General features: G+C 56.9%; 23 protein-coding genes and 1 other annotated feature. Of the genes, 4 read left to right on the top strand and 19 right to left on the bottom strand.

The window, feature by feature from the left end; genetic code table 11:
- Nucleotides 1-122 precede the first annotated feature (122 nt).
- From tatA to ACKGJP_RS02690, 6 genes are all read right to left on the bottom strand, one after another.
- On the bottom strand, nt 123-374 hold the full coding sequence (tatA, locus tag ACKGJP_RS02715) for a twin-arginine translocase TatA/TatE family subunit (protein ID WP_409344162.1): 252 nt from the start codon (nt 372-374) through the stop codon (nt 123-125).
- A gap of 37 nt (nt 375-411) precedes the next feature.
- Nucleotides 412-1443: a molybdopterin-binding protein gene (locus ACKGJP_RS02710; protein ID WP_409344161.1), complete on the bottom strand. Its 1032-nt coding sequence runs from the start codon at nt 1441-1443 to the stop codon at nt 412-414.
- On the bottom strand, nt 1440-1934 hold the full coding sequence (locus ACKGJP_RS02705) for a molybdenum cofactor biosynthesis protein B (RefSeq protein WP_409344160.1): 495 nt from the start codon (nt 1932-1934) through the stop codon (nt 1440-1442). Before ACKGJP_RS02705 ends, ACKGJP_RS02710 begins: the two co-directional genes overlap by 4 nt.
- Before the next feature lie 33 nt (nt 1935-1967).
- On the bottom strand, nt 1968-2453 hold the full coding sequence (moaC, locus tag ACKGJP_RS02700) for a cyclic pyranopterin monophosphate synthase MoaC (protein ID WP_409344159.1): 486 nt from the start codon (nt 2451-2453) through the stop codon (nt 1968-1970).
- Between the two features lie 235 nt (nt 2454-2688).
- Complete coding sequence (locus tag ACKGJP_RS02695; protein WP_409344158.1) at nt 2689-3306, bottom strand: 5-formyltetrahydrofolate cyclo-ligase; 618 nt, start codon at nt 3304-3306, stop codon at nt 2689-2691.
- Between the two features lie 30 nt (nt 3307-3336).
- Complete coding sequence (locus ACKGJP_RS02690; RefSeq protein ID WP_409344157.1) at nt 3337-4323, bottom strand: endonuclease/exonuclease/phosphatase family protein; 987 nt, start codon at nt 4321-4323, stop codon at nt 3337-3339.
- Between the two features lie 250 nt (nt 4324-4573).
- Here ACKGJP_RS02690 and ACKGJP_RS02685 point away from each other — a divergent pair, with 250 nt between their 5' ends.
- A complete protein-coding gene (locus ACKGJP_RS02685; protein ID WP_409344156.1) occupies nt 4574-6505 on the top strand; it encodes an ABC-F family ATP-binding cassette domain-containing protein in 1932 nt (643 codons plus the stop codon).
- Nucleotides 6506-6557: 52 nt separating this feature from the next.
- Here the strand turns inward: ACKGJP_RS02685 and ACKGJP_RS02680 are convergent, their stop codons facing one another.
- From ACKGJP_RS02680 to ACKGJP_RS02635, 10 genes are all read right to left on the bottom strand, one after another.
- Nucleotides 6558-8987, bottom strand: coding sequence for a hypothetical protein (locus ACKGJP_RS02680; RefSeq protein WP_409344155.1), 2430 nt, complete (start codon nt 8985-8987; stop codon nt 6558-6560).
- A gap of 835 nt (nt 8988-9822) precedes the next feature.
- Nucleotides 9823-11388 (bottom strand): 2-isopropylmalate synthase, encoded by a 1566-nt coding sequence (locus ACKGJP_RS02675; RefSeq protein WP_409344154.1) that lies wholly within the window; start codon nt 11386-11388, stop codon nt 9823-9825.
- 474 nt (nt 11389-11862) lie between these two features.
- Nucleotides 11863-12678 carry a class I SAM-dependent methyltransferase gene (locus tag ACKGJP_RS02670; RefSeq protein ID WP_409344153.1) on the bottom strand — a complete coding sequence of 272 codons (816 nt, stop codon included), beginning with the start codon at nt 12676-12678 and terminating at the stop codon, nt 11863-11865.
- 50 nt (nt 12679-12728) lie between these two features.
- Nucleotides 12729-13022 (bottom strand) — a binding site (T-box leader).
- Between the two features lie 260 nt (nt 13023-13282).
- Nucleotides 13283-14329 (bottom strand): tRNA (adenosine(37)-N6)-threonylcarbamoyltransferase complex transferase subunit TsaD, encoded by a 1047-nt coding sequence (gene tsaD / locus ACKGJP_RS02665; protein ID WP_409344152.1) that lies wholly within the window; start codon nt 14327-14329, stop codon nt 13283-13285.
- A 42-nt stretch (nt 14330-14371) separates the two neighbouring features.
- Complete coding sequence (gene rimI, locus ACKGJP_RS02660; protein ID WP_409344151.1) at nt 14372-14857, bottom strand: ribosomal protein S18-alanine N-acetyltransferase; 486 nt, start codon at nt 14855-14857, stop codon at nt 14372-14374.
- A gap of 36 nt (nt 14858-14893) precedes the next feature.
- Nucleotides 14894-15811, bottom strand: a complete 918-nt coding sequence (gene tsaB / locus ACKGJP_RS02655; protein ID WP_409344150.1) for a tRNA (adenosine(37)-N6)-threonylcarbamoyltransferase complex dimerization subunit type 1 TsaB — start codon at nt 15809-15811, stop codon at nt 14894-14896.
- Entirely contained in the window at nt 15805-16290 is a 486-nt protein-coding gene (gene tsaE, locus ACKGJP_RS02650) for a tRNA (adenosine(37)-N6)-threonylcarbamoyltransferase complex ATPase subunit type 1 TsaE (RefSeq protein WP_409347055.1), read from the bottom strand. The genes tsaB and tsaE overlap by 7 nt, the downstream gene beginning before the upstream one ends.
- Before the next feature lie 120 nt (nt 16291-16410).
- Nucleotides 16411-17430 carry a thiamine-phosphate kinase gene (gene thiL / locus ACKGJP_RS02645; protein ID WP_409347054.1) on the bottom strand — a complete coding sequence of 340 codons (1020 nt, stop codon included), beginning with the start codon at nt 17428-17430 and terminating at the stop codon, nt 16411-16413.
- A gap of 180 nt (nt 17431-17610) precedes the next feature.
- Nucleotides 17611-17790, bottom strand: coding sequence for an H-type small acid-soluble spore protein (locus tag ACKGJP_RS02640; RefSeq protein ID WP_409344149.1), 180 nt, complete (start codon nt 17788-17790; stop codon nt 17611-17613).
- Nucleotides 17791-17849: 59 nt separating this feature from the next.
- A complete protein-coding gene (locus ACKGJP_RS02635) occupies nt 17850-18041 on the bottom strand; it encodes a hypothetical protein (protein ID WP_409344148.1) in 192 nt (63 codons plus the stop codon).
- Nucleotides 18042-18507: 466 nt separating this feature from the next.
- On the opposite strand from ACKGJP_RS02635, the gene ACKGJP_RS02630 reads away from it, so the two are divergent.
- From ACKGJP_RS02630 to ligD, 3 genes are all read left to right on the top strand, one after another.
- The gene (locus ACKGJP_RS02630) at nt 18508-19446 is read left to right on the top strand and encodes a Ku protein (protein WP_409344147.1); all 939 of its coding nucleotides are present in this window, start codon (nt 18508-18510) and stop codon (nt 19444-19446) included.
- A gap of 1 nt (nt 19447) precedes the next feature.
- Nucleotides 19448-20347 carry a DNA ligase gene (locus ACKGJP_RS02625; protein WP_409344146.1) on the top strand — a complete coding sequence of 300 codons (900 nt, stop codon included), beginning with the start codon at nt 19448-19450 and terminating at the stop codon, nt 20345-20347.
- Nucleotides 20348-20742: 395 nt separating this feature from the next.
- Nucleotides 20743-21642: a non-homologous end-joining DNA ligase gene (ligD, locus tag ACKGJP_RS02620; protein WP_409344145.1), complete on the top strand. Its 900-nt coding sequence runs from the start codon at nt 20743-20745 to the stop codon at nt 21640-21642.
- Nucleotides 21643-21801: 159 nt separating this feature from the next.
- Here the strand turns inward: ligD and cls are convergent, their stop codons facing one another.
- The 3 genes from cls to ACKGJP_RS02605 all read right to left on the bottom strand — a co-directional run bounded on the left by cls (nt 21802) and on the right by ACKGJP_RS02605 (nt 25278).
- Nucleotides 21802-23232 carry a cardiolipin synthase gene (gene cls / locus ACKGJP_RS02615; protein WP_409344144.1) on the bottom strand — a complete coding sequence of 477 codons (1431 nt, stop codon included), beginning with the start codon at nt 23230-23232 and terminating at the stop codon, nt 21802-21804.
- Nucleotides 23233-23420: 188 nt separating this feature from the next.
- Entirely contained in the window at nt 23421-24362 is a 942-nt protein-coding gene (locus ACKGJP_RS02610; RefSeq protein ID WP_409344143.1) for an ABC transporter permease, read from the bottom strand.
- Nucleotides 24355-25278 (bottom strand): ABC transporter ATP-binding protein, encoded by a 924-nt coding sequence (locus tag ACKGJP_RS02605; RefSeq protein ID WP_409344142.1) that lies wholly within the window; start codon nt 25276-25278, stop codon nt 24355-24357. The genes ACKGJP_RS02610 and ACKGJP_RS02605 overlap by 8 nt, the downstream gene beginning before the upstream one ends.
- Nucleotides 25279-25504 lie beyond the last annotated feature (226 nt).

The raw sequence follows: 25504 nt of genomic DNA, 5'->3' as shown, positions 1-25504 counted from the left end.
CCTAGTAAATCATCGAACAACGACTTCGGAAGCCATCGTTTACCGCTCCACTATCGTCTAAGAGGCTATTGCTACCTCTCTCTAAGTATGTCCTAACCTTTTGCAATCGAGATGAGCAACGCTTAGTCAGGCAGGCGTTTGCTTTCAACCGGTCTTGCTTCGGATTTGACGTCGTGAACTTTTACTTCATCCGTACGGATTTCTTTGCGCTGCTGGTCGTCATCCGAATTGCCTACGAGTTCTTTAGCGCCGTTCTTGAATTCGCGGAGCGTTTTGCCGAATGCGCGTCCGAGCTCCGGAAGCTTGCTAGGTCCGAACAAGAGCAGAGCCACCAAAATAATTAAAATAAATCCAGTAGGTCCGATACTAGGCATGATCATTCACTCCCTTAATAAAATGTAATTTCAAGGCTCAACAGCCGTAAAGCCCGCCATAACCAAGCGATGTGATATCCGCAAGGACAATTTCTTCGCCAGCGCATATTCGTGGCAGCAGGACATCAAACGACGTAAATGGATCGTGCATCACACATCCCGGCAGCCCCATCACAGGAGTACGGCCGATATACGCCATCATAAGCATAGAACCCGGAAGCATCGGTGTTCCGTAGCTGATTACGCGCGCGCCGGCCCGCTGTATGGCACCCGGGGTCCGGTCGTCCGGATCAACGGACATCCCTCCAGTCAGAAGAATCAAATCCGCCTCCCGTTCAAGGAAATACCGAATTTCCTGAACGATCCTGTCGCTCTCGTCAGGGGCGAAACGCTGCTCGATGATTTCCGAGCCGAATTCCTCGACCTTCCGTTTCACGACGGGTCCGAACTTATCCTGTATGCGTCCGCCGTACACCTCGCTGCCTGTCGTAATAAGCCCGACCTTCAACCGGCGAAACGGCTTGACCGATACCGGAGACCCTAAGTCATCAGACGACTTATCGGTTTGTCTCCATTGTACCGCCAACGACTCGATTTGTAAAACGCTTTCTTCTTCCATAATAAGCGGAATGACGCGGGTTCCGGCAATTTTTTGTTGTTTTTTGACGGGGGTGTTTGTCTTTAATGTGGCCAAAACGGCGAACGGTATCGAATTGACCCGATCGACGAACGCCGGATCGATTTTGACGATCCCGTCCACGGCCGCTTTCAGGTTAATTTTCCCTTCATGCGGCTCGCTAAGCTCCACGTTGCTGCCGGCAAACGCTTTGGCCATCCGCTCGGCGGCTTCATCCTCATGCAGATAGCCGGGCTCAAGGTGCATCGTGTAAATATGCTCTTTGCCTATGCTCAGAAGGGCGGGAATGTCGTCTTCGCGGATGACATGGCCTTTCTTGAACAAGCGTCCCTTGAACTGGCCGGGAATGATTTGCGTCAGATCGTGCGCCAGCACCATGCCGACCGCGTCCTCCACCCTGACCTCTTGCAGCATGGACGTCTCACGCTTCATAGGTCGTGCTCCTTCTCCCGCTCCGTCAAAATGCTGAGCGCATGCGGCAGCTGGTCCATGACGGCCATCAGGTTTTCGTGTACGCCCTTCGGACTTCCCGGAAGATTGAGAATGAGCGTGCGGTTGCGGATACCGGACACCGCCCGTGAAAGCATCGCCTGGGGCACCTTCTGCATCGACTTGTAGCGCATAGCCTCGGCAAACCCCGGTGCCAGCCTGTCGATGACTTGCAGCGTCGCTTCCGGCGTAACGTCGCGTGGAGCGAGGCCGGTCCCGCCTGTCGTAAGAATCAGATCGGCTTTGTAGTAGTCGGTCATCTCGATCAAAGCCGCCATGATCTCATCCATTTCATCGGGCACGATACGGTATTCGATGATTTCGCCATTCATTTCCTCGTCCACAAGCTCGCGAATAACCTGCGCGCTCGTGTCTTCTCTTTCCCCGCGAAAGCCTTTGTCACTTGCGGTCAAAATCGCAACCTTCCAGCGCATGTCGTTCACCCTCTCCTCGCAATATACTGGAAACTACCTTGCAAAATCGCCGGATTTGCCGCCTGTTTTGGCAAGCAGCATCGTCGGGCCGATCTCCATATCTTTTTGCAGCGCCTTGCACATATCGTAAACGGTCAGCGCGGCGGCGGAAACCGCCGTCAGCGCCTCCATCTCCACGCCCGTTTGTCCCGTTGTCTTGACGATAGCGCTAATGTGAAGCAGATCGTTGCCGTTATCGGTATAACGGATATCGACGCCGGTCAATTGAAGCGGATGGCACATCGGAATCCAATCCGGCGTTTTTTTTGCCGCCATGATTCCCGCAACCTGGGCGACCGCCAGCACATCGCCTTTGGCAATATTTCCTTCCTTGATCGCTGCAAGCGTCTCCGGCCGCATCCGCACCGTCGTCACGGCTTCCGCACTGCGCTTCGTTTCCTGCTTGTCCGAAACGTCGACCATGCGCGCCCTGCCCTGCTCGTTCATATGCGTGAACGGACCGTTCGGGCTGTTCGGCATAAGGCATCCCTCTTCCCTTCAGCAGGCTTCGGATCGACCGGAAACCCTGCGTGATATCGTTCATGACGGCAACCGTCCGATTAAATGTTTTTAGAAACTTGCTTATGCTCTATTATGTGACATTTTTCACCGTATGTGTAGTACAAAAAATGAGCGCCGCTCAAATGCCGCATGATAAAGCCTTACGACGCCCCGGCGATAGCAGCGGAATCCGGGCTGCGCGCTTTTGGAAATCCTAAGCTTCCGAGTCGGCGGGCGCCTCTTTCACGAAATCCCTCGTCTCGGTCACAACCCGGTCGACCCTGATATCGTGAGCGTCCATCGGCGCTTCCGTCACGATCTGAATGTCGAAGGCCGGCGCCAGCTTGAGCGGCTGCGGCCGCTTGCCGGCCAAGCCCTCGAAGAAGCGGTCGTAGTACCCGCCGCCGTAACCGAGCCTGCCCAGTTGCTCATCAAACGCAATTCCGGGCACGATCACGCAGGATATCTCGTTATGGGACAAAAGAGGGCAGCTCTCGCGCGGCTCTCGTATGCCGTACGCCCCGGACTCCAGCGAAGGCCAATCTGAAATCGCATGCAGCTGGAGCAGCCTTCGGTCCGTAAGCGACCTTGGCGCGGCGACAACGACGCCCTGCTGCCAGCACCACTCGATCAGCGGCGAGACGTCAACCTCCGAGCGAAAGGGCACGTAGGTCATCAGCGCCTTGCCCCCCGCCCAGTCAAGCTTCTCCAGAATCGCGACGGACCTCCGGCAAATGTCCGCCGATTTCTTCTGCCGCTCCTCTGCAGGAATCGCGGAACGCTGCGCTTCGACTAGTTTGCGTACGATCCGCTTTTGTTCGCTTACGGTCATCCTGATCCTTCCTTCGTACCGATAGGTTGATTACTTGTGAGCGACCGAGGGATGCCACTGGATCAGAGCCACCACAGGCTGGTGGTCCGAGGCGTCCGACGGCTGCACCCACGCGAATGCTTCCGATGTCGGCGCATTCACCAAAATATGATCGATTTCCCCGCCGTAGCTGAGCGTCGGCATTTTGGTACGGAGAGAAATTTTCGTAAATCTCGGCTTCATTTGCTTCATATATTTGTTTCCGGTCACCATATTGAAATCCCCCAGCAAAATGGAGGGCTTGTCCATGCGCTCCAGCTCCGCTTGCAGAATCGGCATTTGCTTCGTCCATTCCGCGCGAAGTACGCCAAGATGCGTGTTGGCCACGGTCACCTTTTGCCCGCCTATGAACAGTTCGGCGATCAGTAGGCTTCTGCGCTCCAACTTGCCCGGCAAATATACAACCCGTTTGGCGGCGATCGGATAACGGCTTAGCAGCGCGTTTCCGTACTGAATCGGCCCCATGTTCATACTGGGCGCGTAGGCAGCGTGCATGCCCAGCTTTCTGGAAAGCCAGCCGACCTGATCGCGAAACCCGCTTCGCGGCAAATACCGGTCGACCTCCTGCAAAGCGACGATGTCGGCGTCCGAATTCCGAATTTCCTCGGCAATCCGTTCCAGGCTTACCTTGCCATCCATCCCTCTGCCATGGTGAATATTATACGTCATCACCCGAAAAGAATCGTTCATCGTGCCCGCGGCCTCCGTGTCAGCTTTTGTCGATTCCGCACCGGCGATGACGATGCTTGCCATAACCAGCAATCCGATTAGCGCCGTTATTCGGCGCCAGCCGTTTGCGATCCGTCCGCCTTTAGAAGCGCGGCTGCGTATAGCGACGTGAAGGAAGCGCCGTATCTTGTCTTCCTTTATCTTAGGACGAATTCGTCCCGGCCAGCCGTATGTCTTGCCGCCGCCCGACATCGTAACGGCTTCCGGCTTACTTTCTTCTATTGTAAACGAATCCGTCAGCTTTTTCATCCTGCTCCCCTTGACCGTCATTCGGCGCGGTTTCTTCGAGCATACAATCGGCGGTACGGCTTCGTATACACGGGAGTTGTTGGAAGGCCGCGCGGTGTTCGTCTAAACCAAGGGAGCGCTGCCGGGCGGATAAGCTTGACGAACGGTAATTGAGGTTTGCGCAGGTTAACCGCTAAGCTTATACTTGAATGGAAGCTATGATCATTACGGTTGATTCATTGGAAACCGATTTGGAGGTACGCAATTCATCATGCTGCTGCAAGCATCTAATATAAGTAAAAGCTACGGAGTAAGACCCATCCTTTCCCAAATCTCGCTGCAAATTCAAGAACGCGAGCGCATCGGGCTCGTCGGCGTCAACGGTGCAGGAAAATCGACATTGCTGCAGATTATTGCCGGGGAAATGTCGTATGATGGCGGAGACATTTTCAAAGCGAAGGAAACGAGAGTCGGCTACCTCGCGCAAAACAGCGGGCTTCGCTCTGATAAAACGATCATCGAGGAAATGCGCGCCGTCTTCGCGGAGCTGATCGGCGTCGAGCAGGAACTGCGGCAAATGGAAGCGCAGATGGGCGACCCCGTTCTTCTGGCCGACGAAAAAAAATACACCGATATGATGAACCGGTACGCCCTTCGTTCCGAATGGTTTCGCGAGCGCGGCGGGTATGAGACCGAGGCGAAAATTCGCGGTATTTTGCACGGGATGGGGTTTGCCGATTTCGCGCACGATACCAAGATCGCAACGCTGAGCGGCGGACAAAAGACAAGGCTCGCGCTGGCCAAAATGCTGCTCCAACAGCCGGACATCCTGATGCTCGACGAACCGACGAACCATTTGGACATCCCGACGCTGACCTGGCTCGAGGATTATTTGCGCGGCTATCCGGGCGCCATTCTGGTCGTCTCCCATGACCGTTATTTTCTCGATGCGCTGGTCACGGCGATCTATGAGATCGAGCGGAACACATCCAAGCGGTATACCGGCAACTACACGCGCTACGTGGAAACGAAGGAAGCCGAATACGAAATTCAATTGAAGCAATACGAAAAACAGCAGGAAGAAATCGCAAAAATGGAAGATTTCATCCAGAAAAATATCGTCCGCGCATCAACCACCAAGCGTGCGCAAAGCCGGCGCAAGGCGCTGGACAAATTGGACCGGCTCGACAAGCCGCTCGGCGACTTGAAGCGTGCTTCGTTCGCGTTTCAGACGGAGCAGAATTCCGGCAAAGACGTGCTGCAGGTGAGCGATCTCGCGGTTTCGGTCGGCGACGGCAAAAAGCTGTTCAAGAACACTTCGTTCCAGCTGACCCGCGGGGATACCGCCGCCTTGATCGGACCGAACGGGATCGGCAAATCGACGCTGCTCAAAACGCTGATCGGCCAGCATTCGCCGGATAAAGGCCAGATCCGCTGGGGCACGAACGTCAAAATCGGCTACTACGATCAGGAGCAAACCGGGCTCAGTCCTAACAAAACGGTACTGGAGGAAGTATGGAGCGCCTATCCGCATCTGGAGGAAGCGCGCATCCGCACGGTGCTCGGCAACTATCTGTTCAGCGGCGAGGACGTGTTCAAGAAAATCGCCGGCTTGAGCGGCGGGGAGAAAGCGCGCGTATCGCTTGCCAAGCTGATGCTTTTGAACGCCAACATGCTTATACTCGACGAGCCTACCAACCATCTGGACCTGTTCAGCAAGGAAGTGCTCGAGGCGGCGCTCATCGATTACGAAGGCACGCTGCTGTTTATTTCCCATGACCGCTACTTCCTGAACAAAATGGCGGAGCGCGTACTGGAGATGACGGCGGAGGGCATAACCGGCTATTTGGGCAACTACGACGATTTCACGGAGAAAAAGCAGGAGCTTGCCGAAATCGAAGCCGCGAAAGCGGCGGAAAAAGCCAGCAAGCTTGCGGCGGAAGCGAAAAACGACAGCGCCGGGAACGACTGGAGCGGCAGCAAGGACGCCAAGCGCGAGGAGCGCAGCCGCCAGCGCAAGCTGGAGCAGCTCGAGCAGGACATCGCGCGGCTGGAAGGCGAAATCGCCGTTCTCGAGGAAGAACTGACGCGGCCCGACGTTTACAACGACTACGTGCTGGTGCAGGACAAAACGGCTGCAATCGAATCGAAGAAACAGCAGCTGCAGACGGTTTACGAGGAATGGGAGTCGCTGGTCGGGTGAGGTTGAGCGTAATAAGAAAACGGCTTGAATGCTTGCCCTGCGGGGACAGCATTCAAGCCGTTTTTTCGCACTCGCGCAGCCGGAGGGCGAGCATCGGCACCGCAATGAAGCCGATCATCGTACCCGCGGCCACGATGCCGGAGTCGTTGAACAGCAGCGCCGCGATCGCGCCGACGATGTTGGCCGCAATGCCGTGCATGATGTACGGATACTCGGCAAGCCAGCGGCGAAACACGCCCCGCGGCCGCAGCACAAGGACGGCCATGACGAATATGCCCGTCAGGACGACCTTGCTCCAGATGGAAACGCCGATCAGATGGGCGTTCATTTGCAGCTTGCGGACGATGATCAAGCCGATTAGGTCATATCGGCCGTCCGCAAGCTGCTGCAGCGCCCGGCCGATATGGCTGGGCGGGCCCGCCGAAGGCAGGGCCCGGTTGACCAGCCATATCGCGGCCAGCGCCGCGATTGCGGCGAGCGCGAAGCCGGCCGCGCCGCGCAGCAGCCCGCGCCCGCGGGGCGCCGCCGCACCGGGACCGCCGTGCATGCGCCACCAGGCGATGCCGAAGGCGATCATCGCCGTGATGGCGCCGCCGGCGTTCGTCCCGGCGCCCGGCAGCGCAAGGTACAGCGCCGTGAACGCGAACAGCAGCGCGGTGGCGAATGCCACGCGCTTTTCGCGCTCCCGGCGCGCCTTGCGCGGGCCGGGCGGGCGGCGCCCCGCGCCGGCGGGGGCGGCCGCGGCTAGGGCGGGCGGCTGCGCAGCGCCGGCCGTGGCGGCGCTGCGGTCATGGCGCCGCTGCAGCCAGGCCGAGACGCCGAGCACCAAGGCGCCGATCAGCACGCCCATGAACTCGTTGCCGATGCCGTAGTAGCGCGCGCCGATCAACGGATCGTACCCGAGGACGGACCGCTTCATGGCTTGCTCGCCTGTCCAGCCGTCCAGCAAGATGAGCCCCGCCGTTCCTATGCCTGCTCCGATAAAGAGCGTAAGCACATCATGACGGGCCAGCCAGATGCTGAGCGCCGCGACGGCTGCCGCAAAAAACAGCGCAGCGCCAGCAGCAGGCATTCCGGCGAACCAGCCCATAACCAGCATAATCGCGGGCGCGGTCAGCACAGCCGCTAGCGGCACCCGAAACGATCGTCCCGCGTTAGATCTGCGTCCCCTCTGAAGCCAAACGATGCCGACAATCGCCGCCAGCAATATGCCGATTTCCACAATCGTCCACGAATACAACAGCTTCGGACGAAGGCCGTAGACCGTCCCGATCGCAGCCAGCTCGTTTTGCAGCCGTGACAAGCCGTCCGGGATCGCTACGGTTTGGAACGGCGAGCCCATCCATTCCAGCGGAGCAGCTGCCCCGAATAAGCGGGCAATGGATACCGTCATATCGAACATCGTCACGATGCCCGCCCGCCGCGTCGAAGCTGAGCCAAGCAGCCCTTCATAAGCGCCGCCCCGGTAAATCACCAGCGGCGACAGCCGGTCGAACTTGCCGTAGGCTTCCGCATTTCCTTTCGGCGCAAACAGCCACAGCTCTTCCCCGGCACGCAATCCGCTCCTGACTTCGCCGAAGAAGCGGTCGATTTCGCGCAGCGCGGTTCGCTTCATTTCCTCAAAGCGCGAACGCTCGTATCCGTCTTTCTCTTCATATAACCGGTACAGATCGCCGAGCTCGATGATGCTGAGAGCGCCGGATGAACGGTTCTTCCATTCGCTTAGTATTCTTGGAACATCCGTACGAACGCCATAAGGCCATAGCCTATCGTCCGCCAGCAGCCTTGGGCCCACATCGCCGAACGTCACGGCCCCCGAAGCGTCCATGGCCATAAGAGGCGCGAATCGCTGCCGCCGGATCTCCGCTTGATCCCTGCTTCTTCCCAAGTCGGTGCTGCCCCACACATAACGAGGGACGCCGCGTGCTTTGAGCAGCTCGCCGAGCTCGCCGGGTTTAGCTGCGTAGGAAGAGCTCGCATTGCTGGCCGCAAGCTTGCTTTGCAGCGGCACCAGAATTTCCCCTTCCGGCGGTCCGCCTGCGCGGAATCTTAGCATTTGCTCCTCGGCCGACGAGCCGGCGACCTTCTCCGTTCGGTTCCACCCGTTAGCCAGCGGCGTGCCGTATGCGGGCCTGCCTGCACCGAGCGTAAGATACACGTCCACCAGCCGGTTCCCGGACAGCCGGACATTGACCCCGCCGACCGCACCGCCCCGAATAGCCGCCCCTATTTCCGGCAAAGCGTCCATCCCCGGCTCGCGCAGCTCTTGGAACGACAGCCCCGGCACCATAAGGATCGTCAATGCAGGCGTTTCAGACGTTTTGACGACCCTAGCCTCCGTATGAGGTACCGGCCCATGATCCTGCTTCAGTCTTGTCTCCGTACCCATAGCCGCAGCTCCTCCGGCGAAGGGTGCAGCAGATGCCGCCGTTACTGCGATCCCAAGCCAGACAAGGGCCAAGCGCCGCCAACATACGCTCACTGCATCCATCCCCTTCCCCATCGGGCCGATCACCGAGCCTCTTGTTGAACCTAGCGGCAGCCTGTGGATAGTTTCCGCAAAAATCATTTTCATCCACAATCGGATAAATCTCGTACGGCATCCGACATTTTCCATAGTTTATCCACATGCGCGCCTGAAATATTCCACTGCCGGCAGTTGTCCGGTCCCTCGCCCAATCAGCCTTTCTAGTCTCTCTACATTTCCTTGCAAGAGCGAACTTCGGCCTCGTCTGTCCGACGCAACTCGCAAATCGGATAACGATAAGGGGCCGGAAGCATATTCCAAAAATCATTCCCCGCTGGAAGATGACGAACATTCGCTCGGTTATCGACATATTCACAGGCTTATCCACATATCCCATGGTCCTTATAGGGCGATTTTCCCGCAAAATCATTGCATATGTGTACAGCCCGCCCTAGTTGTTCTAGTTATCCACAAAATGTTATGAAAAAGCTATCCGATTTTCAATACGTTAACAAATCCTTAATGCCGTAAGTTAATTTCACGTTTATGCACATTATACACAGAGGGTGTGGATAAGTTTATCCACACCCTCATTAACGCTTGGCGGCAGACCATACAGCCGAACCCGAATATGACGACCTCTTATTCCTGAACCGCCTAACCTCAAACGTTAACGCCCCGTCAACCCGCCGTAAGCTCAGAACCGGCCGAGCCGTCCAACGTTCTCCCATTCCTTCTTTCCGTCATGCCACGGGTAACCTGCATCTTCGCAGGCATTACCATTTCGCCGGAGCTCTCGTTGAAACAGCACCTCAAGCATTCGCAGGATCATAATTTCCCCGATCTCTTGTTAAGCTTGAGCCGATTGTTCCGCCTCCAGGGCGCCATTCACGGTAAAATATGCCCGCGCGGCCTGATTGCAGGCCGCAATGTACGCTTTGGCGACCGCCAGCAAAATATCCTCATCCACGCCGTTCCCGCGGTACGCGACGTCCGCCGCCTCGATCGTCACCTCCGCTTCGCCGCCGGCCGACTCGCCCGAAGCGATCGAATGCAGCTCCAAGTCGACGAATTCGGCCTCGAACGGCATCGCTTGCTTGATCGACCGGACGACCGCTTCAATCGGACCTTGGCCGATGGCCGTATAGGTCGCAGCCTCGCCGGAATGCCGGTTGCGCACGGTCACGGAAGCGACGCGGCTGCGTTCGCTGCTCGACATCACCTGCATATCGACCAGCTCGAAAGCGTCGATCGCCATGATCCCGGCCGCTCCCGCCAGTTCGGCCAATTCGCCGTCGCTGACGATTTTTTGCGCGTCCGCCTTGGCGATGAACCGGGTATACACATCCTCCAGCTGCGTATCGCTCAGTGTAACGCCGAACTGTTGAATGCGATGCTTGATCGCATGGCGGCCCGAATGTTTGCCGAGCACGATCATTTTGCGCGGGATGCCCATTTGCTCCGGATCCATAATTTCGTAGGTGCTCCGGTTTTTCAGCAGGCCGTCCTGATGAATGCCGGATTCGTGCTGGAACGCGTTGCGGCCGACGATCGGTTTGTTGAACGCAATCGGGAAATGCATCGCGCGGCTGACCATTCGCGAGGTGTTGTAAATTTCGGCGACATTGATATTCGTTTGGACGCCCAGCGTTTGCTTGCGCGTTTCGATCGCCATGACCAGCTCCTCGAGCGACGTGTTGCCGGCCCGTTCGCCTACGCCGTTAACCGTCACCTCCACATACGAAACGCCCGCCTGAATCGCCGCGATGCTGTTCGCTACGGCTAGCCCCAGATCGTTATGAACATGGCAGCTGTACTCGACGGTATCGCCGCCGCGAACATGATTTCGCACGTTGGTGAACAGCCGCCCGTATTCCTCCGGCAGCGCGAATCCCATCGTGTCCGGGATGTTGATGATCGTTGCCCCCTCCGCGATGACCGCCTCGACCAGTTCCATCACGAATTCCTCTCCGGAGCGCGTCGCGTCCATCGGCGAAAACTCGATACGGTCCGCAAATTGCTTGCCGTAGGCCACCATCGTCCGGGCCATTTCGATGACCTGGTCGCGCGTTTTTTTCAGTTGGAAATTCAAGTGAATGTCCGAGGAGGAAACAAACAGGTGCAGCCGCCGTCTGGCCGCGTCTGCCGTCGCCGCTACCGCCGCATCGATATCCGCCTTGACGCAGCGCGCAAAGCCGCAAATTTCCGCATTCCACACCTGCCGGGAAATCGTCTGTACCGCTTCGAAATCGCCGGGGCTCGAGATCGGGAATCCCGGCTCGATGACATCGACGCCCAGCTTCGCCAGCTGATGGGCGATCCGTATTTTTTGTTCCTTCGTCAGGGTGGCTCCCGGCGCCTGTTCGCCGTCGCGCAAAGTCGTATCGAAGATTTTAACGGTTCTCAATGGAATCATCCTCTTTCCTTGGAATTATGGGTTAACTAAATTGAAAAAAGCCCGCCGTCCCCTGCCGTTCCCGGCTGCGTCAAACGCAACCGTTCCGGCAAGAGACGACGGGCCTGCCCTGTCGCGGTACCACTCTTGTTGATCCCTGTCCGGCCTAACCGGACGAAACCCTCCTCATTGCGACACGCCCTTCACGAAGGGGACCGCGGCACTGCTGCGTTTCCGCAGAGGCCGCCCCGGTTTCATCCGTGCGTATCGCATACCCGTTATCGGGGGTCAGCCGTCCAAGCGTACTCCTTCGTCCGCGCACCCGAGCGCCGATATTACGGCACTTCGCTTACGGCGGATCCGGTTTCCGCTTTGCCGCTCCCGGGCGAGCTTCGGCTCGGCATTCCGCTGCGTCGCACCGACCCGCAGCTCTCTGAACGAATGCCTTCGCCTACTATTCCCGTTCATCGCGTTTTTCTATGTTTCCTAATGCGTTCACTTCTTCTTGCCAATATACAGCGAGTGGGAGGACATCCCCGAGATCGAAGGGTCCTCGGCCATATCGATGAGCAAGCCGATCAGCTTTTCGTACTCGCCTTTTTCCTGCCAATACGCTTTCTGCTCGTCATTCAGCATACAGCCGAGGTTCGTGGACCCGACAAGCGTTACCGTCTCGAAGCCGCTCTCTTCCATGTACGGAACAATACGACCCGATTCGAAAAAGTACGCCCCCGTATACCTGCCTTCATCCGAGTGGTCGAAGCAACCCGTCTGCTGAAAGGCAATGATTGGATCGATGCTGTTAAAAGGCGGCCAATGCTCGGGCTGAAGCAGCGTATTGAGCGTCCAATGCTGGCGGGTTCTGACCGCTATAAAGACGGTACCGCCGGGCTTCGTCACCCGCCGCAATTCAGACAGAGCCTTTCGCCTGTCCTCTTCCTCCTGCAGGTGATACAACGGCCCCATCATGAGCGCCGCGTCAAAATGATCGTCCGGAAGGCCTGCCAAATGTCTGGCATCCATCGCATGAAACCCGTCAAAACGGTCCGCGATCCCGTACTGCTCCGCCTTGGTCCGGGCAAGCTCGACGAATCCCGGCGTGAGATCGGTCAACGTGACGATATAGCCGCTTTTGGCAAGCTCCATCGCATATTTTCCCGGGCCCGCCCCATTGTCCAACAGCTTCCCGGCCGCCGGAAGATGCTTGCGGATGTAATGCCAATTGACGATAAATTCGAGAGGCTGGCGCTCCAACCGCAGCCACTCGTTCTCCCCGAATCTGGAGTAGTACTCTACGACTTTGCCGCTCATCTCCACGCCTCCCCGTCTGTTCGAACATACAAAAAAGACCTGCCGTCTCCATAAGAGACGACAGGCCGTTGCCTACCGCGGTACCACTCTTGTTGGCCCCTCATGCACGAAGGACCCTCCTCGATTGCGATGTGCGCACATCGCAGTCCCGATCACGGAGGCAACCCGTCGGGGCATACTTACCGTCTTCGCGCCCTGCCGCCATGAAGCGGCTGAAGCTATAGACCGGCTTGTTCCGCCCCGCCGCTCCCGGGTGAGTTTCAGGTCCTCTTCGTCTGCGTCGCACCGTCCCGCAGCTCTCTGTTCGAAGTCGAATCCTTACTGTTCCCGTTCCCAGCGTTTGTCAATTGATGAAGTTGATTGTGATTATAGTATGCGCTTGAGCGGTTGTCAATGCATGAATGCCATCCCAAATAAATGCGGAAAAACGGATAAACGGCAACATGCGAACTCCTTGAACCATTAACCGCATTAAAAAATCCTTTGCTCCGGCAACTCAAAAAGGCCTCGCATCACGCAAGGCCGGTTTCAAAAAATCATGTTTAGTTTGGCATGGCGCAACTTGACCGAATGGAATAATATACACCAGGTATACATTAGAACCTTACTCCAACGACCATCCTTCAAGCGAAAGCGAAGACTCGGCTTTCAGATCAAGCGAAGAGAAGATACCCTGCTCCCATTTCAAAAAGGCCGCAGCGCCAATCATCGCCGCATTGTCCGTGCACAGATTTAACGGCGGTGCGAGCAGAGGAATGCCCGCCTCCGCACAGCGCTCCGTCAGCCTGGTCCGCAGGCCGCGGTTTGCCGCAACGCCTCCCGCCAGCAGCAGCTGGCTTGCTCCGAATTGCTTCACGGCTCGAATCGCCTTCTCGACAAGCACCTCGATGACCGATTCCTGGAAGCCGCGAGCGACATGCGACGGCTCCAGGGTCTGCCCCTTCATCTTCGCCTGATTCAGCGCGGCGAGCACAGCCGACTTCAGCCCGCTGAAGCTGAAATCGTACGAATCCGGCTCCAGCCAAGCCCGCGGCATCGGAATCGCCGCATCCGCTTCATGCGCGAGCCTGTCGATATGCGGCCCTCCCGGGTAAGGCAGGCTTAGGGCGCGCGCGACCTTGTCGTACGCTTCGCCGGCCGCATCGTCCCGGGTTTGTCCGATAATCCGGAACCGCCCCGGCGCTTCCGATAAAACAAGCTCCGTATGTCCCCCGGATACGACCAGCGTGATTAGCGGGTATTCCAGCTTATGTACAAGCTGGTTCGCGTAAATATGGCCTGCAATATGGTGGACGCCGATCAGCGGCAGCTGCAGCGAGTAGGCCAGCGATTTGGCGGCCACCACGCCGACGAGCAGCGCGCCGATCAAACCCGGTCCTTGCGTTACGGCGATAGCCGACAGCTCATCCAGCCGAACGCCGGACTTTTCGACCGCTTGCTCGATAATCCTTGTCATCGTTTCCACATGTTTCCGCGAAGCGACCTCGGGGACGACGCCGCCGAATTTTTGATGGGTTTCGATCTGGCTGGACACGACGTTCGCCAGCACTTCCGTTCCGTTCCTGACGATCGCCACCGACGTTTCGTCGCAGCTCGTTTCGATCGCCAGTATGCAGCCTCCTGTACCCGGCTGCCGTTCGTTGTCCGTCATGTTATTCACTCGTTTCATCGTTCAGTTATGGCTAATCGCGCGTCAATCTTTGGCAGGCAGCTCCGCCCACATGATGATCGCGTCTTCGTTGTTGTCCGAGTAGTACGCTTTGCGCAGCCCGGAAGCGCGAAATCCCAGCTTCTCGTAAAGATTTTGCGCGACACGGTTGGATACGCGTACCTCCAGCGTCATTTTGACGGCGCCAAAAAACCGGGCGGTCTTCATAACCTCCCGCATAAGCCGCTCGCCGAGCTTTTTCCCCCGGTACTTGCCGCGAACGGCAATGTTCGTCACATGCGCTTCGTCGATGATGATCCACATGCCGGCATAGCCGGCGACTTCCCCCGCGTATTCCATCACCATATAGCGGGCGAAATGATTATTGGTCAATTCGTTATAAAAAGCAGTCGAAGTCCACGGGGTCGTGAACGCTTCCTGCTCGATGGCGCAAATCGTTTCGATATCGTCCACCTGCATGCTGCGGAACTCCAGTAATTGCTGCAGATGGGAATCGAGCTGTCCTTCCATGACCATGTTCCCCTTCCCGGTCCGTTGTCCGGCAGTTTATTTGCTGCGAGCGAGCAGGTTCGCTTCCGCTTCGGTAATTTGAGCGTAATTCGGCAGCAGCCCGTGAGCGTCCGACGGAGCGCCCGAAGCCAGCAGCGGGGCCGCCAAACGGCCTAGCGCGGAGGCCTTCGCCGGGAACGGCTGAGCAGCCACTTCTCCGCTCCACGATTCCGCCAGTCCGGCGATTAGCCCTCGAAACGGCTCGACATCCCCGATAAACACAATCCGATCCGGCGCCTCCCCCGTGCTTCCCGCCGTCTCCCGCAACCCGTTCGCCCAAGCGTCCATTAGCTGTATGCCGTCCGCGCGCAGCCTTGTCCAGGTATACGGAAATGCCGCCGACCCTTGATGTATATCTAATGTATTATCTACTGCCGTCCGTTCGAATAACGCCGTGTACACTTGCCCCCTGCGCGCATCCATCAGCGGTACGAACCATGTCCGTAAGGAATCGTTAACCGGACTAACGGTTAACGGCATTGACTCGACTTCTTCCGGCTTCCTGCCGTATCCGCCGCCTTCGTTAGCCGTTCCGCCTTGCGTCGTCAGGAACAGCTCATGCGCCGCGCCATAAGCCAGCGCTTCGAGGCTCGAAACGCCGTACACGGGCTTTCCAAGCGCCCACGCCATCGTCTTGGCAGCCGTGACGCCGATCCGTACGCCGGTGTACGAGCCGGGCCCGACGCCTACCGCGAAGCCGTCCAAATCGTTCGGCTGCAAGCCATGTTCGCTTAACAACTCCTGCACGACCGGCATCAAGTACAAGGAATGATTCCTCTCCGACATATTGTGCTTTTCTCCGAGCACCGCCGATCCGGCAAGCAGCGCGACGGTCATCGTCGCGGTCGAGGTATCTATCGCCAGCATGCTGCCGGTCGTTCGCGCCGGCCCGTTCCGTTGTTGCCCCGTTACCATAATAGTCCGTTCTCCTTCATCCTTATGCACCATTCGGCATATCTCGTTCCGTATGCAGTCAGCCGGAACGACCGTTCCGTCGCCCCTGCCGTTTCCATAAAAATCGAAAGCCTATCCCCCGGAAGCAGCGGCTCGATCAGACTCGCCCATTCCACCAGCGTGACCCCGTCGCCGAAAAAATAATCGTCTAACCCCAGCTCGTCGGCCTCTTCCATAGACAGACGGTATACATCCATATGATATAACGGGAGCGTTTCGCCCTCGTACTCTTTAATAATGGTAAACGTCGGACTGTTAACAATGCCCGGGACGCCAAGCGCCGACGCTATCGCCTGAGAGAACGTCGTTTTGCCTGAGCCGAGATCGCCGTCAAGAGCCAGAACGGTGCCCGCGGTAAAATATGAAGCAAGCGAACTCGCAAGCCGGTTAGTCTCCTCGAGCGAGTTCGAGCGGTATTCAAACGTCTTCTCCATCGCCATCATTCCCCTTAGCCCTGCAGCGCGCAGTGTGCATGATTCCGATTCCTCTACATCGAGCTACACCTATCATCCCCGCTGTAACAGCGCGCAGGCCGGCTTCCTATCCTATCGAGAGCCGGTTCAGGCAAAATGGTTGTAGCCCTTCTTATCGATCGGGACGGTTCGGCCGCCGGCCTGACTTAGCCGAACGCCGGCGAACGCGTCCGTCACCTCGCCGATGACGGTAAAAGGCAGCCCTGTCGCCGCTATGGCAGCGCCAACCTGTTCCGCATGCTCCGCAGGCATCGTGCCGATCAGCTCGTAATCTTCGCCGCCGAACAGCAGAAACTCAAGCGCATCGCGTTCCTTATCCGAAGCGTAAGCCCGCAAACTCGGATGCACCGGCAAGGCTGCTTCATCAAGAACGATGCCGCATTGCGAAGCTTCGGCGATTTCCCATGCTTCGCTGGCGACGCCGTCGCTCACGTCGTTAAGCGCATGACAGACGCCAGACAAGCTCAGCATCCTCCCCGCTTCTATGCGAGGCAGCGGACGACGGTGCGCGCGCACAAGCGTTTCGAGCGGTTCCTCGAACGTCTCGTTCTCCTCCGATTGCCGGCTTCGGCCCAGCAAAAAGTCAAGACCGGCTGCCGAGCAGCCGGGCCAGCCCGTCACGAAGACGACGTCTCCGGAACGTGCAGCCGAGCGCAGCAGCGCCCTTCCGGGCTCCACTTCGCCGAGAGCCGTAACGGATACGACCAGGCTGTCCGGACTCGATGTCGTATCGCCGCCGATCACCGCAACGCCTAGCGCGTTCGCGCACGCGTACAACCCTGCGTACAGCTTAGCTACCGATGCTTGGCTGACACGCTTCGGAACGCTGATCGAAACAAGCGCGTGGCGAGGCATTGCGCCCATTGCGGCAATGTCGCTTACGCTGGCTGCCATCGCTTTAAAGCCGACGTCGGCATCGGTCATCGTAATCGATTTGAAGTGGACATCCTGCACCATCGTGTCGCAGGACATCACCGTATGCAGACCGGGGGTAGGCGCCGTAACCGCCGCGTCGTCGCCTATGCCGACAACGACCCCGTTCGCCGCATGGAGCTCGCCGGTCTGTCTGCCGTGCGTAAGCGAACGGATCAAGCCAAACTCATCCATTTGCGTCAAGGCAAGCTCGACCTCCGCTTTCTTATTGTCCCTATTATAGCGGTCTCCGTGAACAGCCGCAACAAGTCAAGAAGGCTCCGACCTTGGGGCAAGCCGCCCCGATTCATGACAAAGAAGCCCGGCATGTTCGCCGGGCTTCCATTTCGGATGATTGTCGGAACGGCCGGACGCCTAGGCTTCCTGCAGTTCTTGGACTTGTACGGTTTGCACGTCGGACGGATTGCTCGTGCAATGTACGCGAGCCGTTTGATTGGCCGCATCCACGCTGTCGATCCACACCTGCTTGCCGTTGTGATTCACGTTAATTTCCTGTTTTCCGGTCAATATTTCTTGGGCCCGGCTCACGTTCATATTCCGTTTCCTCCTATGGTTTCGCTATCCCGCGAATACATGTGCTGCCCGCATGCGAGCTAGTGGTCGTCCGCTTCTTTTCCCTGCATCGTATCCGTCGTCGAATCGTCGATCAATCCGTTTCCGAGCATCACTTGGCCCCCGCCAAGTCCCTCGTTGACCATCCGGTCGATATCCATAAAGTTGGCGTCCCGGCCTTCATAAATGGAATCGTCCAGCGCATTGTTCGTGTTCGGCTGTTTGTCCGTCATGGGTACTCCTCCTCTACATAATCGTGCCGGACTGCCATGCGGCAGCGTTCCGGCTGCTGCTCGGCATTTCGCCTTTCCCTAACATTCCCGGCGTTCCGCATATCCATGCACAAACGGCATACGCTTATAGAGACGCCATCCAAAAACCATCGTAAGCCCCTACGGAGCCCGCTGCGCCACATTCCCTTTTCAATAAAAAATGCATACTTCCAGCCGAACCATTACTAAAAGGGCCGCAAGTTGGAAAAACTAGCGATAGAAGCTAGTTTTATCGAGAAAAGCCGCACCGGTTAAGAGACTTGCAAAGACGTTCACCGGACAAGTGCCGGTACTAATCAATCCGAAGCTCGCCGCACCCCAAGGAAAGCTTTCCCGCTGCCAAGCCGAACAAAGTCCAATGGCATCACCGGTAGACCGAAAGCTTACGCCGCTTACAGGAAATCAATACTGAGGAGGAACTTGCACTATGCATACGGTTTGGAAAGGCGCGATCAGCTTCGGCCTCGTTCACGTCCCGGTCAAAATGTTCGCCGCTACGGAAGAAAAGGATATCGCCATGCGTATGATTCACAAGCCCTGCACGACACCTCTTTCTTATGTCCGCAAATGCTCGACTTGCGAAACCGAGGTGGAATGGGAAGACATTACGAAAGGCTATGAATATGAGCCGGGCCGTTTCGTGCTGTTCGACAAGGACGAGCTGGAAAGTCTGGCGGGCGAGGCGACCAAAGAAATTAAAATCTTGGACTTCGTCGACCTCGAGGAAATCGATCCGATCTATTTTCAGAAAACGTACTACCTCGCACCAGGGGACACCGGAGCCGGCGCGTACAGCTTGCTGCACGAAGCGCTCCACCAAACGGGCAAAATCGGGCTGGCCACCGTATCCATCCGTTCCAAAAGCAGCTTAGCCGCCATCCGGATCGTGGACCGTTGCATCGTCATGGAGACCATCTATTACCCGGACGAAATTCGCCCGGTCGCGCAGGTACCGAATTTGCCCGAGCAGCCGAAGGTAAACGAGAAGGAACTGACGATGGCCAAAATGCTGATCGAGCAGCTGTCCGTTCCGTTCGAGCCGGAAAAATATACGGATGAATACCGGGCCTCTCTGCTCGAAGCGATCGACCGGAAAGTTTCGGGCGAAGAAATTCAGGCTGCGCCGCAGCAACACCGGACGAACGTCATCGACCTGATGGCTGCGCTGCAGGCGAGTCTCGATGCGGTTAAGCCGGGCGGCGTCATTCCGACGGACGATTCCAAAGCCGCGCCAAAAGCCAAATCCTCCAAAGCCGGCAAAGCGAAGGACGACAAGACGGAAGGCAGCGAAGCGCCGGTTACCGCGCCGAAGGCGAAGGGCAAGGGCAAAGGAAAGTCGAATTTGCAGGAAACGGTCGGTTCGTAGCATGAAGCTGCCTGCGGAACCGATGCAGCCGATATCGGACGACCAGCTTCCCCAAGGAGAGGAATGGGGCTACCAGCTCAAGTGGGACGGCGTCCGCCTGCTTGCCGTCGTCGATAACGGCGACGTCAAGCTGTACTCGCGCGCGATGCTGCTCAAGAACGATACGTACCCCGAGCTAGTCGCAGCATTAGCCCGGCTTCAAGGGCGCTACCTGCTCGACGGGGAAGCGATCGTGTTCGATCCGGTGAGGCGGCGTCCCGTTTTTCAGCTGGTGCTGCAGCGGGAGCGGCTCCGCAGCCGCGGCGCCGTAGCGCAAACAAGCGGCCGGGATCCGGCCGCTTATGTCATGTTCGACGTGCTTCACGAGGGAACGCACGACTTGCGCCAGCTCTCGTTCGCCGAACGGCATGAACGGCTGCACCGGCTGTTCCCCGAACCGGGCGAACGGCTAATGACGACCGAGCTGTACAAAGACGGTCCCTCCTTATGGAAATGGGTCGAGGAGAACGAATGGGAGGGCGTCGTCAGCAAACGGCTGTCCAGTCCGTACCGCGAAGGCAAGAAGCACCGCGACTGGCTGAAGAAAAAAACGGCGATCCTGCTCGACGTGGATATCATCGGACTGACCTACCGCAGCGGACGGGTCGCCAGTCTGGTCATGGTAAGGAACGGCGCTTATTTCGGCCGCATCTCCCTCGGCTTGACCGAGGAAATGAAAGCCCTTCTCCTTGCCTTCGCCGAAAACGGACAAGGAAGCAGCCCGTTTGCACAGCTTCCATCCGACCTGAAGGGGGAGAAGCTGCTTTGGCTTCCAAGGCCCCTTCCTTGCAAGGCTACCGGGCTGGAAATCACCGACGCGGGGCTGCTTCGCCACCCGAAAATCGTTTCGTTTACGCATTGAAGCAAGAGTGCGCCGGCAGCATCCTTTGGCCCGCCCTAACGCCGATCAGACGACGCTAGCGTCTCTTATGTAAAAACGCTGCCCAGGAGTCTTTGGCATCCCCTTTTTAAGGAGAGCAACCGTTTGTTTTCACACGTTACTCATCTACATCAATCAGCTAACTGGAAAACCTCCATCTCATTTACTGATACTGACCTGAATTTTCAGAACTAACTGGAAAAACGCCAGTTAATCTTGCACAATTCATTCAAGCGAGAATATTCGTTTAAATAACGGCAGGTTTTCCAGTCCGTGCTGCCCTCACGCTTGACCTGAACAAAGCAGCGTGCTGATGCCATGCCCGTTGCAGCAGAACGAGAAAAGCATATTCCGGAAGAATCGGAGCGTGGTAAGCCGTGGCCGTCAAGTTCAAAAGCACGAAAGGCGTCGTCTTTATCGAAGGGCACGAAATAACGATAACGAACCCGGACAAACCCCTCTGGCCGGAGCAAGGGATTACGAAGGTCATGTATTTGCAGAAGCTGCTCGCGCTCGCTCCCTACCTGCTGAAATACACCAGCAACCGGTATTTGACGACGATCCGGTTCCCGCACGGGTACGGCGACAAATCCTTTTATCAGAAAAACGCGCCGGAGCCGCTCCCGCCTTACGTCAATACCGCAGTACTTGACGGCATTAATTACGTCGTGCTCGATTCGGTTCCGACACTCGTCTGGCTAGGCAACCTGGCATGCCTGGAGTTTCACCCCTCCTTCCACTACATCGGCGAAAGCGAGCCTGCAGAATGGGTGCTGGACATCGATCCGTCGCTGGAGGAAGAGCCGCGCATCATGCACGCCATTCATTTGATCGGCGAGGTGCTGGACGCCCTTGGCATTCAGGCGGTTCCCAAAACGTCAGGCGCATCCGGCGTACAAATTTTCGTACCGATCAAGCGTGGGTATACGTTCGAGCAGCTGCGCTCGATCGGCCTGTTTATCGGGCAATATCTCGTACAAAAGCATCCCCAGCTCTTCACGCTGGAACGGCTCACGAAAAACCGGGGCGACTTGATCTATGTCGACTACCTGCAGCACTGGTACGGCAAAACGCTCGCCGCCCCCTATACGCCGAGAGGCAAAAAACACGCGACCGTCTCGACGCCGCTGACGTGGGAGGAAGTCGAACGCGGCTGCAGCCTGCGCGATTTCAATCTGCTCACGATAGAAGAACGTCTCCGCGAAAAAGGCGATTTGATCGAGCAGGTTCAGCCGCAGTCGCTCGACGCCATTTTGGCGGCACTGCCGAAGCTGTGAGTTTTTAGAACGTTCCGGATACAGAAAAACCCGACATAGGACAGAGCGGATCGCTCCCATCCCGTATCGGGTTTCTTTCCATTTGAACGGCAGCGGCACCTCGCCCGGCAAGCACCCGGGGTCGACTTTCGGGCCGCACATCAATCTGAGCCGGTACAGTCAGAACAACGGCGACAACAGCCTCGCGACCACTTCCTTGCCGCGCTGCAGGCGCGACCGCTTCTCGAAGTTGGCAAGCGTCAGCTCCTTGCTGTCCTTTAAATCCTGCATAAAATCGCGCTCCAGCCGGCTGATAACCCCCCGGTTGAACAGGACCGCGTTCAGTTCGAAGTTGTTGTAAAAGCTGCGCATATCAAGATTCGCCGTGCCGACGGTAGCAAGCGTATGATCGGCGATCAGCACCTTGGCGTGAACAAACCCTTTTTGATACTGGTAAAAGCGTACCCCCGCCTGCATCAGCTCCTCCAAATATGAGAGAGAGGCCAAATGGACGATTCTCGTATCCGGAACGCCCGGCAGCACGATCCGTACGTCCACCCCGCTGATCGCCGCCGTTTTGAGCGCCATCGTAATGCTCGGATCCGGGATGAAATACGGCGTTGTGATGAACACCCGGTTTTTGGCCGTGGAAATGGCCGCAAAGTATACCTCCAGGATCGAATCCCACTGCTCATCCGGACCGCTCGTCACGATCTGGACCAGCTCCTTGCTTTCGCAATCGTGCTCCGGGTAGAACCGCGGGTCGCTCATCCTTTGGCCGGTTACGAAGCTCCAGTCGGTCAGGAATGTATTCTGCAAATAAAATACGGAGTCCCCGCGCAGCATCAAGTGGGTATCACGCCAGAAACCCAGCTTCTTATTGCCGCCCAAATATTCGTCCCCGATGTTGAGGCCGCCGAGAAAACCGACCGTACCGTCGACGACCATCGTTTTGCGGTGGTTGCGGTAGTTGAGCCGCTTATCGAACAAAGCGATGAACGGAGGCAGAAAGCAGCCCGTTTCCACACCTTCCGCCCGCAGCTTGCGCACATACGAATCCGGCAGCTCATAGCTTCCGACGCCGTCGTACAGCAGCCGCACCTTGACGCCCTCCCGGGCTTTTCGAATCATCATGTTCTGGAATTTCCGTCCGATTTCGTCATCGCGAATCGTGTACATCTCCAGATGGATGTGATCCTCCGCCTGCTCCATCGCCTCCAGCATCGCCCTGTAGGTCGCTTCGGCATTGGTCAGCACCTTCGCTTCGTTACATTTCGTTATAGGCGCCCCCGGCAAATTCCGGAGCAGCCCGAACAGGCGGTGATCCTCGAGAATGCTGGGAACCTGCGTCCCCTCCGATTGCCGGATACGAATCGTCTGCCTGTTCAGATCGCGCCGTATTTCCTTCATGATATTGCCGTTCTTTCGTCTTACTTTACGCCGCTGCGTATAGCCCTTGGCCATAAAATAGTACATGAGAAAGCCGATTACCGGAAGAATGAACAAGATCGCCAACCACGCCACGGCCTTAGAGGGACTCCGAAATTCCGACAAGAGAATGGTTAAAATTTGAAAAATAAAGAGCACGCATATCAGAACAAGCCAAAACACCCAGTCACCCCCACCCCTAATGCCGACAAATCCATGCTGTCTGCTCCAAGTTTACCCAAAAACGGCCGGCAATAAAAGATGCAACTACGCTGGATGCTAAATTCACTCTTAAAACAAGGCTACTTGTCTGCATTTGCAGCAACAAAAGGACCCTGCGCGAGGGTCCCCTTGTTACGTCCCGTAAGGCGTTAAGCCGCTACGTCGCGCTTGTTGAAAATCGTCCAAGACAATGCGTTGAATACGATAAAGTATACGGCGAGCACGATGATCGAGAACGTCATCGTCATCCCCTCGGCCGGCGGCATGCCGTTCAAGTAAGGCGTCAAGTCCGTATTCATAAACAGCCAATACTTCATCCAGCTGTATTTCATGACAAGGAAGTTGAGCGAAGAACCGACCAGGAGCAGCAGCATCGAAAGGCCGATTGCAAAGGAGCTGCTGCGGAACACGGTGGAGATCATGAATGCCAGCGTGACGACCATAAGCAGGTTAATGCAGCTCAAGCCGTACATGCCCAGCGTATGGCCGAGCATGCTTCCTTCGTGTACGACGCCGTCCTTGCTGGCATACACGTAGGGCAGATCGACTCCCGAGAAGCCGTATAATATCCCGTTGACGACGAACGCCGATAGGAACAAAATCACTAGCAGCGCCAAGGAAAACAACAGCGTCGAAATATATTTCGACAGCAAGATTTTGGACCGGCTTGCCGGCCGAATGAGCAGCAGCTTGATCGTGCCGCCGCCGAACTCTCCTGCGACGATATCCGCTGCCACAATGACGGTGAAAATGGTTACGAGAACAATAAGCACGCTCATATCGTTCACGCCGCTCCAAACATTGTTGTTGGCAGGCGGAATATCATGCTGCAGCCGGTATTCCCCGACCTTTACTTCCGCTTGGAATCGGTCTCGGGCAGCTTGCGGCATCGATTTATCTTCAATTAATTTCCGATCCTGTTCGACTTGCTTCTGGACATCCGTTCTCCAGCTGTCTCCGGAAACCGTATCCTTCACTTTATATACGATTACCGATGCCCCCGCCGTGATGGCCACGAGCAAAGCGATCAGTATCCAGGTGCGGATACGCCGGTATATTTTCATATTTTCATTCTGAATCAGGTTAAACAATCTGCTCACTCCCCGTCATTTCAAGGAATTTGTCTTCCAGCGATTTGGTCGCGGCCCGAATGCCGAACACTTTGACGTTCGCTTGCACCAGCAGCGCGTTCATCTCGGCGATCTGCTCGCGCTCCAGCTCGACTTCAATCACACCGCTCGCCGTCTGTACCCGGGTATCCTTCAAAGCGGCAGCGACAACGTCCTGCGCTCTGGAAGGGTTATCGACCTCGAACTGAACCGACAGCTTACCGCCTTCGTTGACAAACTCCTTGATCAGGCGCACGTCGACCAGCTTGCCGTTCTGAATGATCGCCACACGGTCGCACATGAGCTCCATCTCCGACAGCAAGTGGCTCGAGACGACGATCGAGATGCCTTCCTCGCGCGCCAGCCGCCGCAAGTAATCGCGCAGCTCGCGGATGCCCGCCGGATCGAGGCCGTTCGTCGGTTCGTCCAGAATCAATAAGGAAGGCTTATGCAGAATCGCCTGCGCGACCCCGAGACGCTGCCGCATGCCGAGCGAGTAGGTCTTCACTTTGTCGCGAATCCGGTTTTCCAAGCCGACAAGCTTGATCACTTCGTCGATACGCGCTTTCGTAACGCCCGGTACCATACGGCCAAAGTGGACCAGGTTTTGGTAGCCGGTCAAATATTTGTACATTTCGGGATTTTCGACGATCGCACCGACATGCTTGATCGCCTGCTCGAAATGTTTGGTCACGCTGTGTCCGCAAATGATGACCTCGCCTTCGGAAATGCTCATCAGACCGACCATCATACGGATTGTCGTCGTTTTGCCCGCTCCGTTCGGGCCAAGAAAACCGAATACCTCGCCTTTCGGCACATCGAAGGTGAGCCGGTCGATAATCGTTTTTTGTCCGATCCGTTTGGAGACGTTGCGGATTTGGACAACTGGTGTGCTCATCGTTTCCCCTCCATCAATCATCTTCTATATTCATGCGTCAACCGCTGTCACGCACTATCTACTTCATAAGTATAGCCGAGAAATGTCACCTTAAAGCAGTGCCGAACGTCATACCGGCGGTCATGTTCGCGGTCATACCCCGAATATGACCGCAATCACTATGTGCCGCCGTTTTTTTTATGTACAATGGGATAAGGTATACATAATCAAACATTCAGCATGTGAT

The sequence above is a fragment of the Paenibacillus litoralis genome (assembly GCF_046244365.1).
GTDB lineage: Bacteria > Bacillota > Bacilli > Paenibacillales > NBRC-103111 > Paenibacillus_V.
Note: the sequence above shows the minus strand (reverse complement) of the source record. Positions and strands in the feature narration are given on the sequence as shown.

Bases quoted from the DNA above. Each gene is read 5' to 3' on its own strand.
- tatA (WP_409344162.1), bottom strand. From the start codon at position 374: ATGCCTAGTATCGGACCTACTGGATTTATTTTAATTATTTTGGTGGCT.
- ACKGJP_RS02710 (WP_409344161.1), bottom strand. From the start codon at position 1,443: ATGAAGCGTGAGACGTCCATGCTGCAAGAGGTCAGGGTGGAGGACGCG.
- ACKGJP_RS02705 (WP_409344160.1), bottom strand. From the start codon at position 1,934: ATGCGCTGGAAGGTTGCGATTTTGACCGCAAGTGACAAAGGCTTTCGC.
- moaC (WP_409344159.1), bottom strand. From the start codon at position 2,453: ATGCCGAACAGCCCGAACGGTCCGTTCACGCATATGAACGAGCAGGGC.
- ACKGJP_RS02695 (WP_409344158.1), bottom strand. From the start codon at position 3,306: ATGACCGTAAGCGAACAAAAGCGGATCGTACGCAAACTAGTCGAAGCG.
- ACKGJP_RS02690 (WP_409344157.1), bottom strand. From the start codon at position 4,323: ATGAAAAAGCTGACGGATTCGTTTACAATAGAAGAAAGTAAGCCGGAA.
- ACKGJP_RS02685 (WP_409344156.1), top strand. From the start codon at position 4,574: ATGCTGCTGCAAGCATCTAATATAAGTAAAAGCTACGGAGTAAGACCC.
- ACKGJP_RS02675 (WP_409344154.1), bottom strand. From the start codon at position 11,388: ATGATTCCATTGAGAACCGTTAAAATCTTCGATACGACTTTGCGCGAC.
- ACKGJP_RS02670 (WP_409344153.1), bottom strand. From the start codon at position 12,678: ATGAGCGGCAAAGTCGTAGAGTACTACTCCAGATTCGGGGAGAACGAG.
- tsaD (WP_409344152.1), bottom strand. From the start codon at position 14,329: ATGACGGACAACGAACGGCAGCCGGGTACAGGAGGCTGCATACTGGCG.
- rimI (WP_409344151.1), bottom strand. From the start codon at position 14,857: ATGGAAGGACAGCTCGATTCCCATCTGCAGCAATTACTGGAGTTCCGC.
- tsaB (WP_409344150.1), bottom strand. From the start codon at position 15,811: ATGGTAACGGGGCAACAACGGAACGGGCCGGCGCGAACGACCGGCAGC.
- tsaE (WP_409347055.1), bottom strand. From the start codon at position 16,290: ATGGCGATGGAGAAGACGTTTGAATACCGCTCGAACTCGCTCGAGGAG.
- thiL (WP_409347054.1), bottom strand. From the start codon at position 17,430: ATGGATGAGTTTGGCTTGATCCGTTCGCTTACGCACGGCAGACAGACC.
- ACKGJP_RS02640 (WP_409344149.1), bottom strand. From the start codon at position 17,790: ATGAACGTGAGCCGGGCCCAAGAAATATTGACCGGAAAACAGGAAATT.
- ACKGJP_RS02635 (WP_409344148.1), bottom strand. From the start codon at position 18,041: ATGACGGACAAACAGCCGAACACGAACAATGCGCTGGACGATTCCATT.
- ACKGJP_RS02630 (WP_409344147.1), top strand. From the start codon at position 18,508: ATGCATACGGTTTGGAAAGGCGCGATCAGCTTCGGCCTCGTTCACGTC.
- ACKGJP_RS02625 (WP_409344146.1), top strand. From the start codon at position 19,448: ATGAAGCTGCCTGCGGAACCGATGCAGCCGATATCGGACGACCAGCTT.
- ACKGJP_RS02605 (WP_409344142.1), bottom strand. From the start codon at position 25,278: ATGAGCACACCAGTTGTCCAAATCCGCAACGTCTCCAAACGGATCGGA.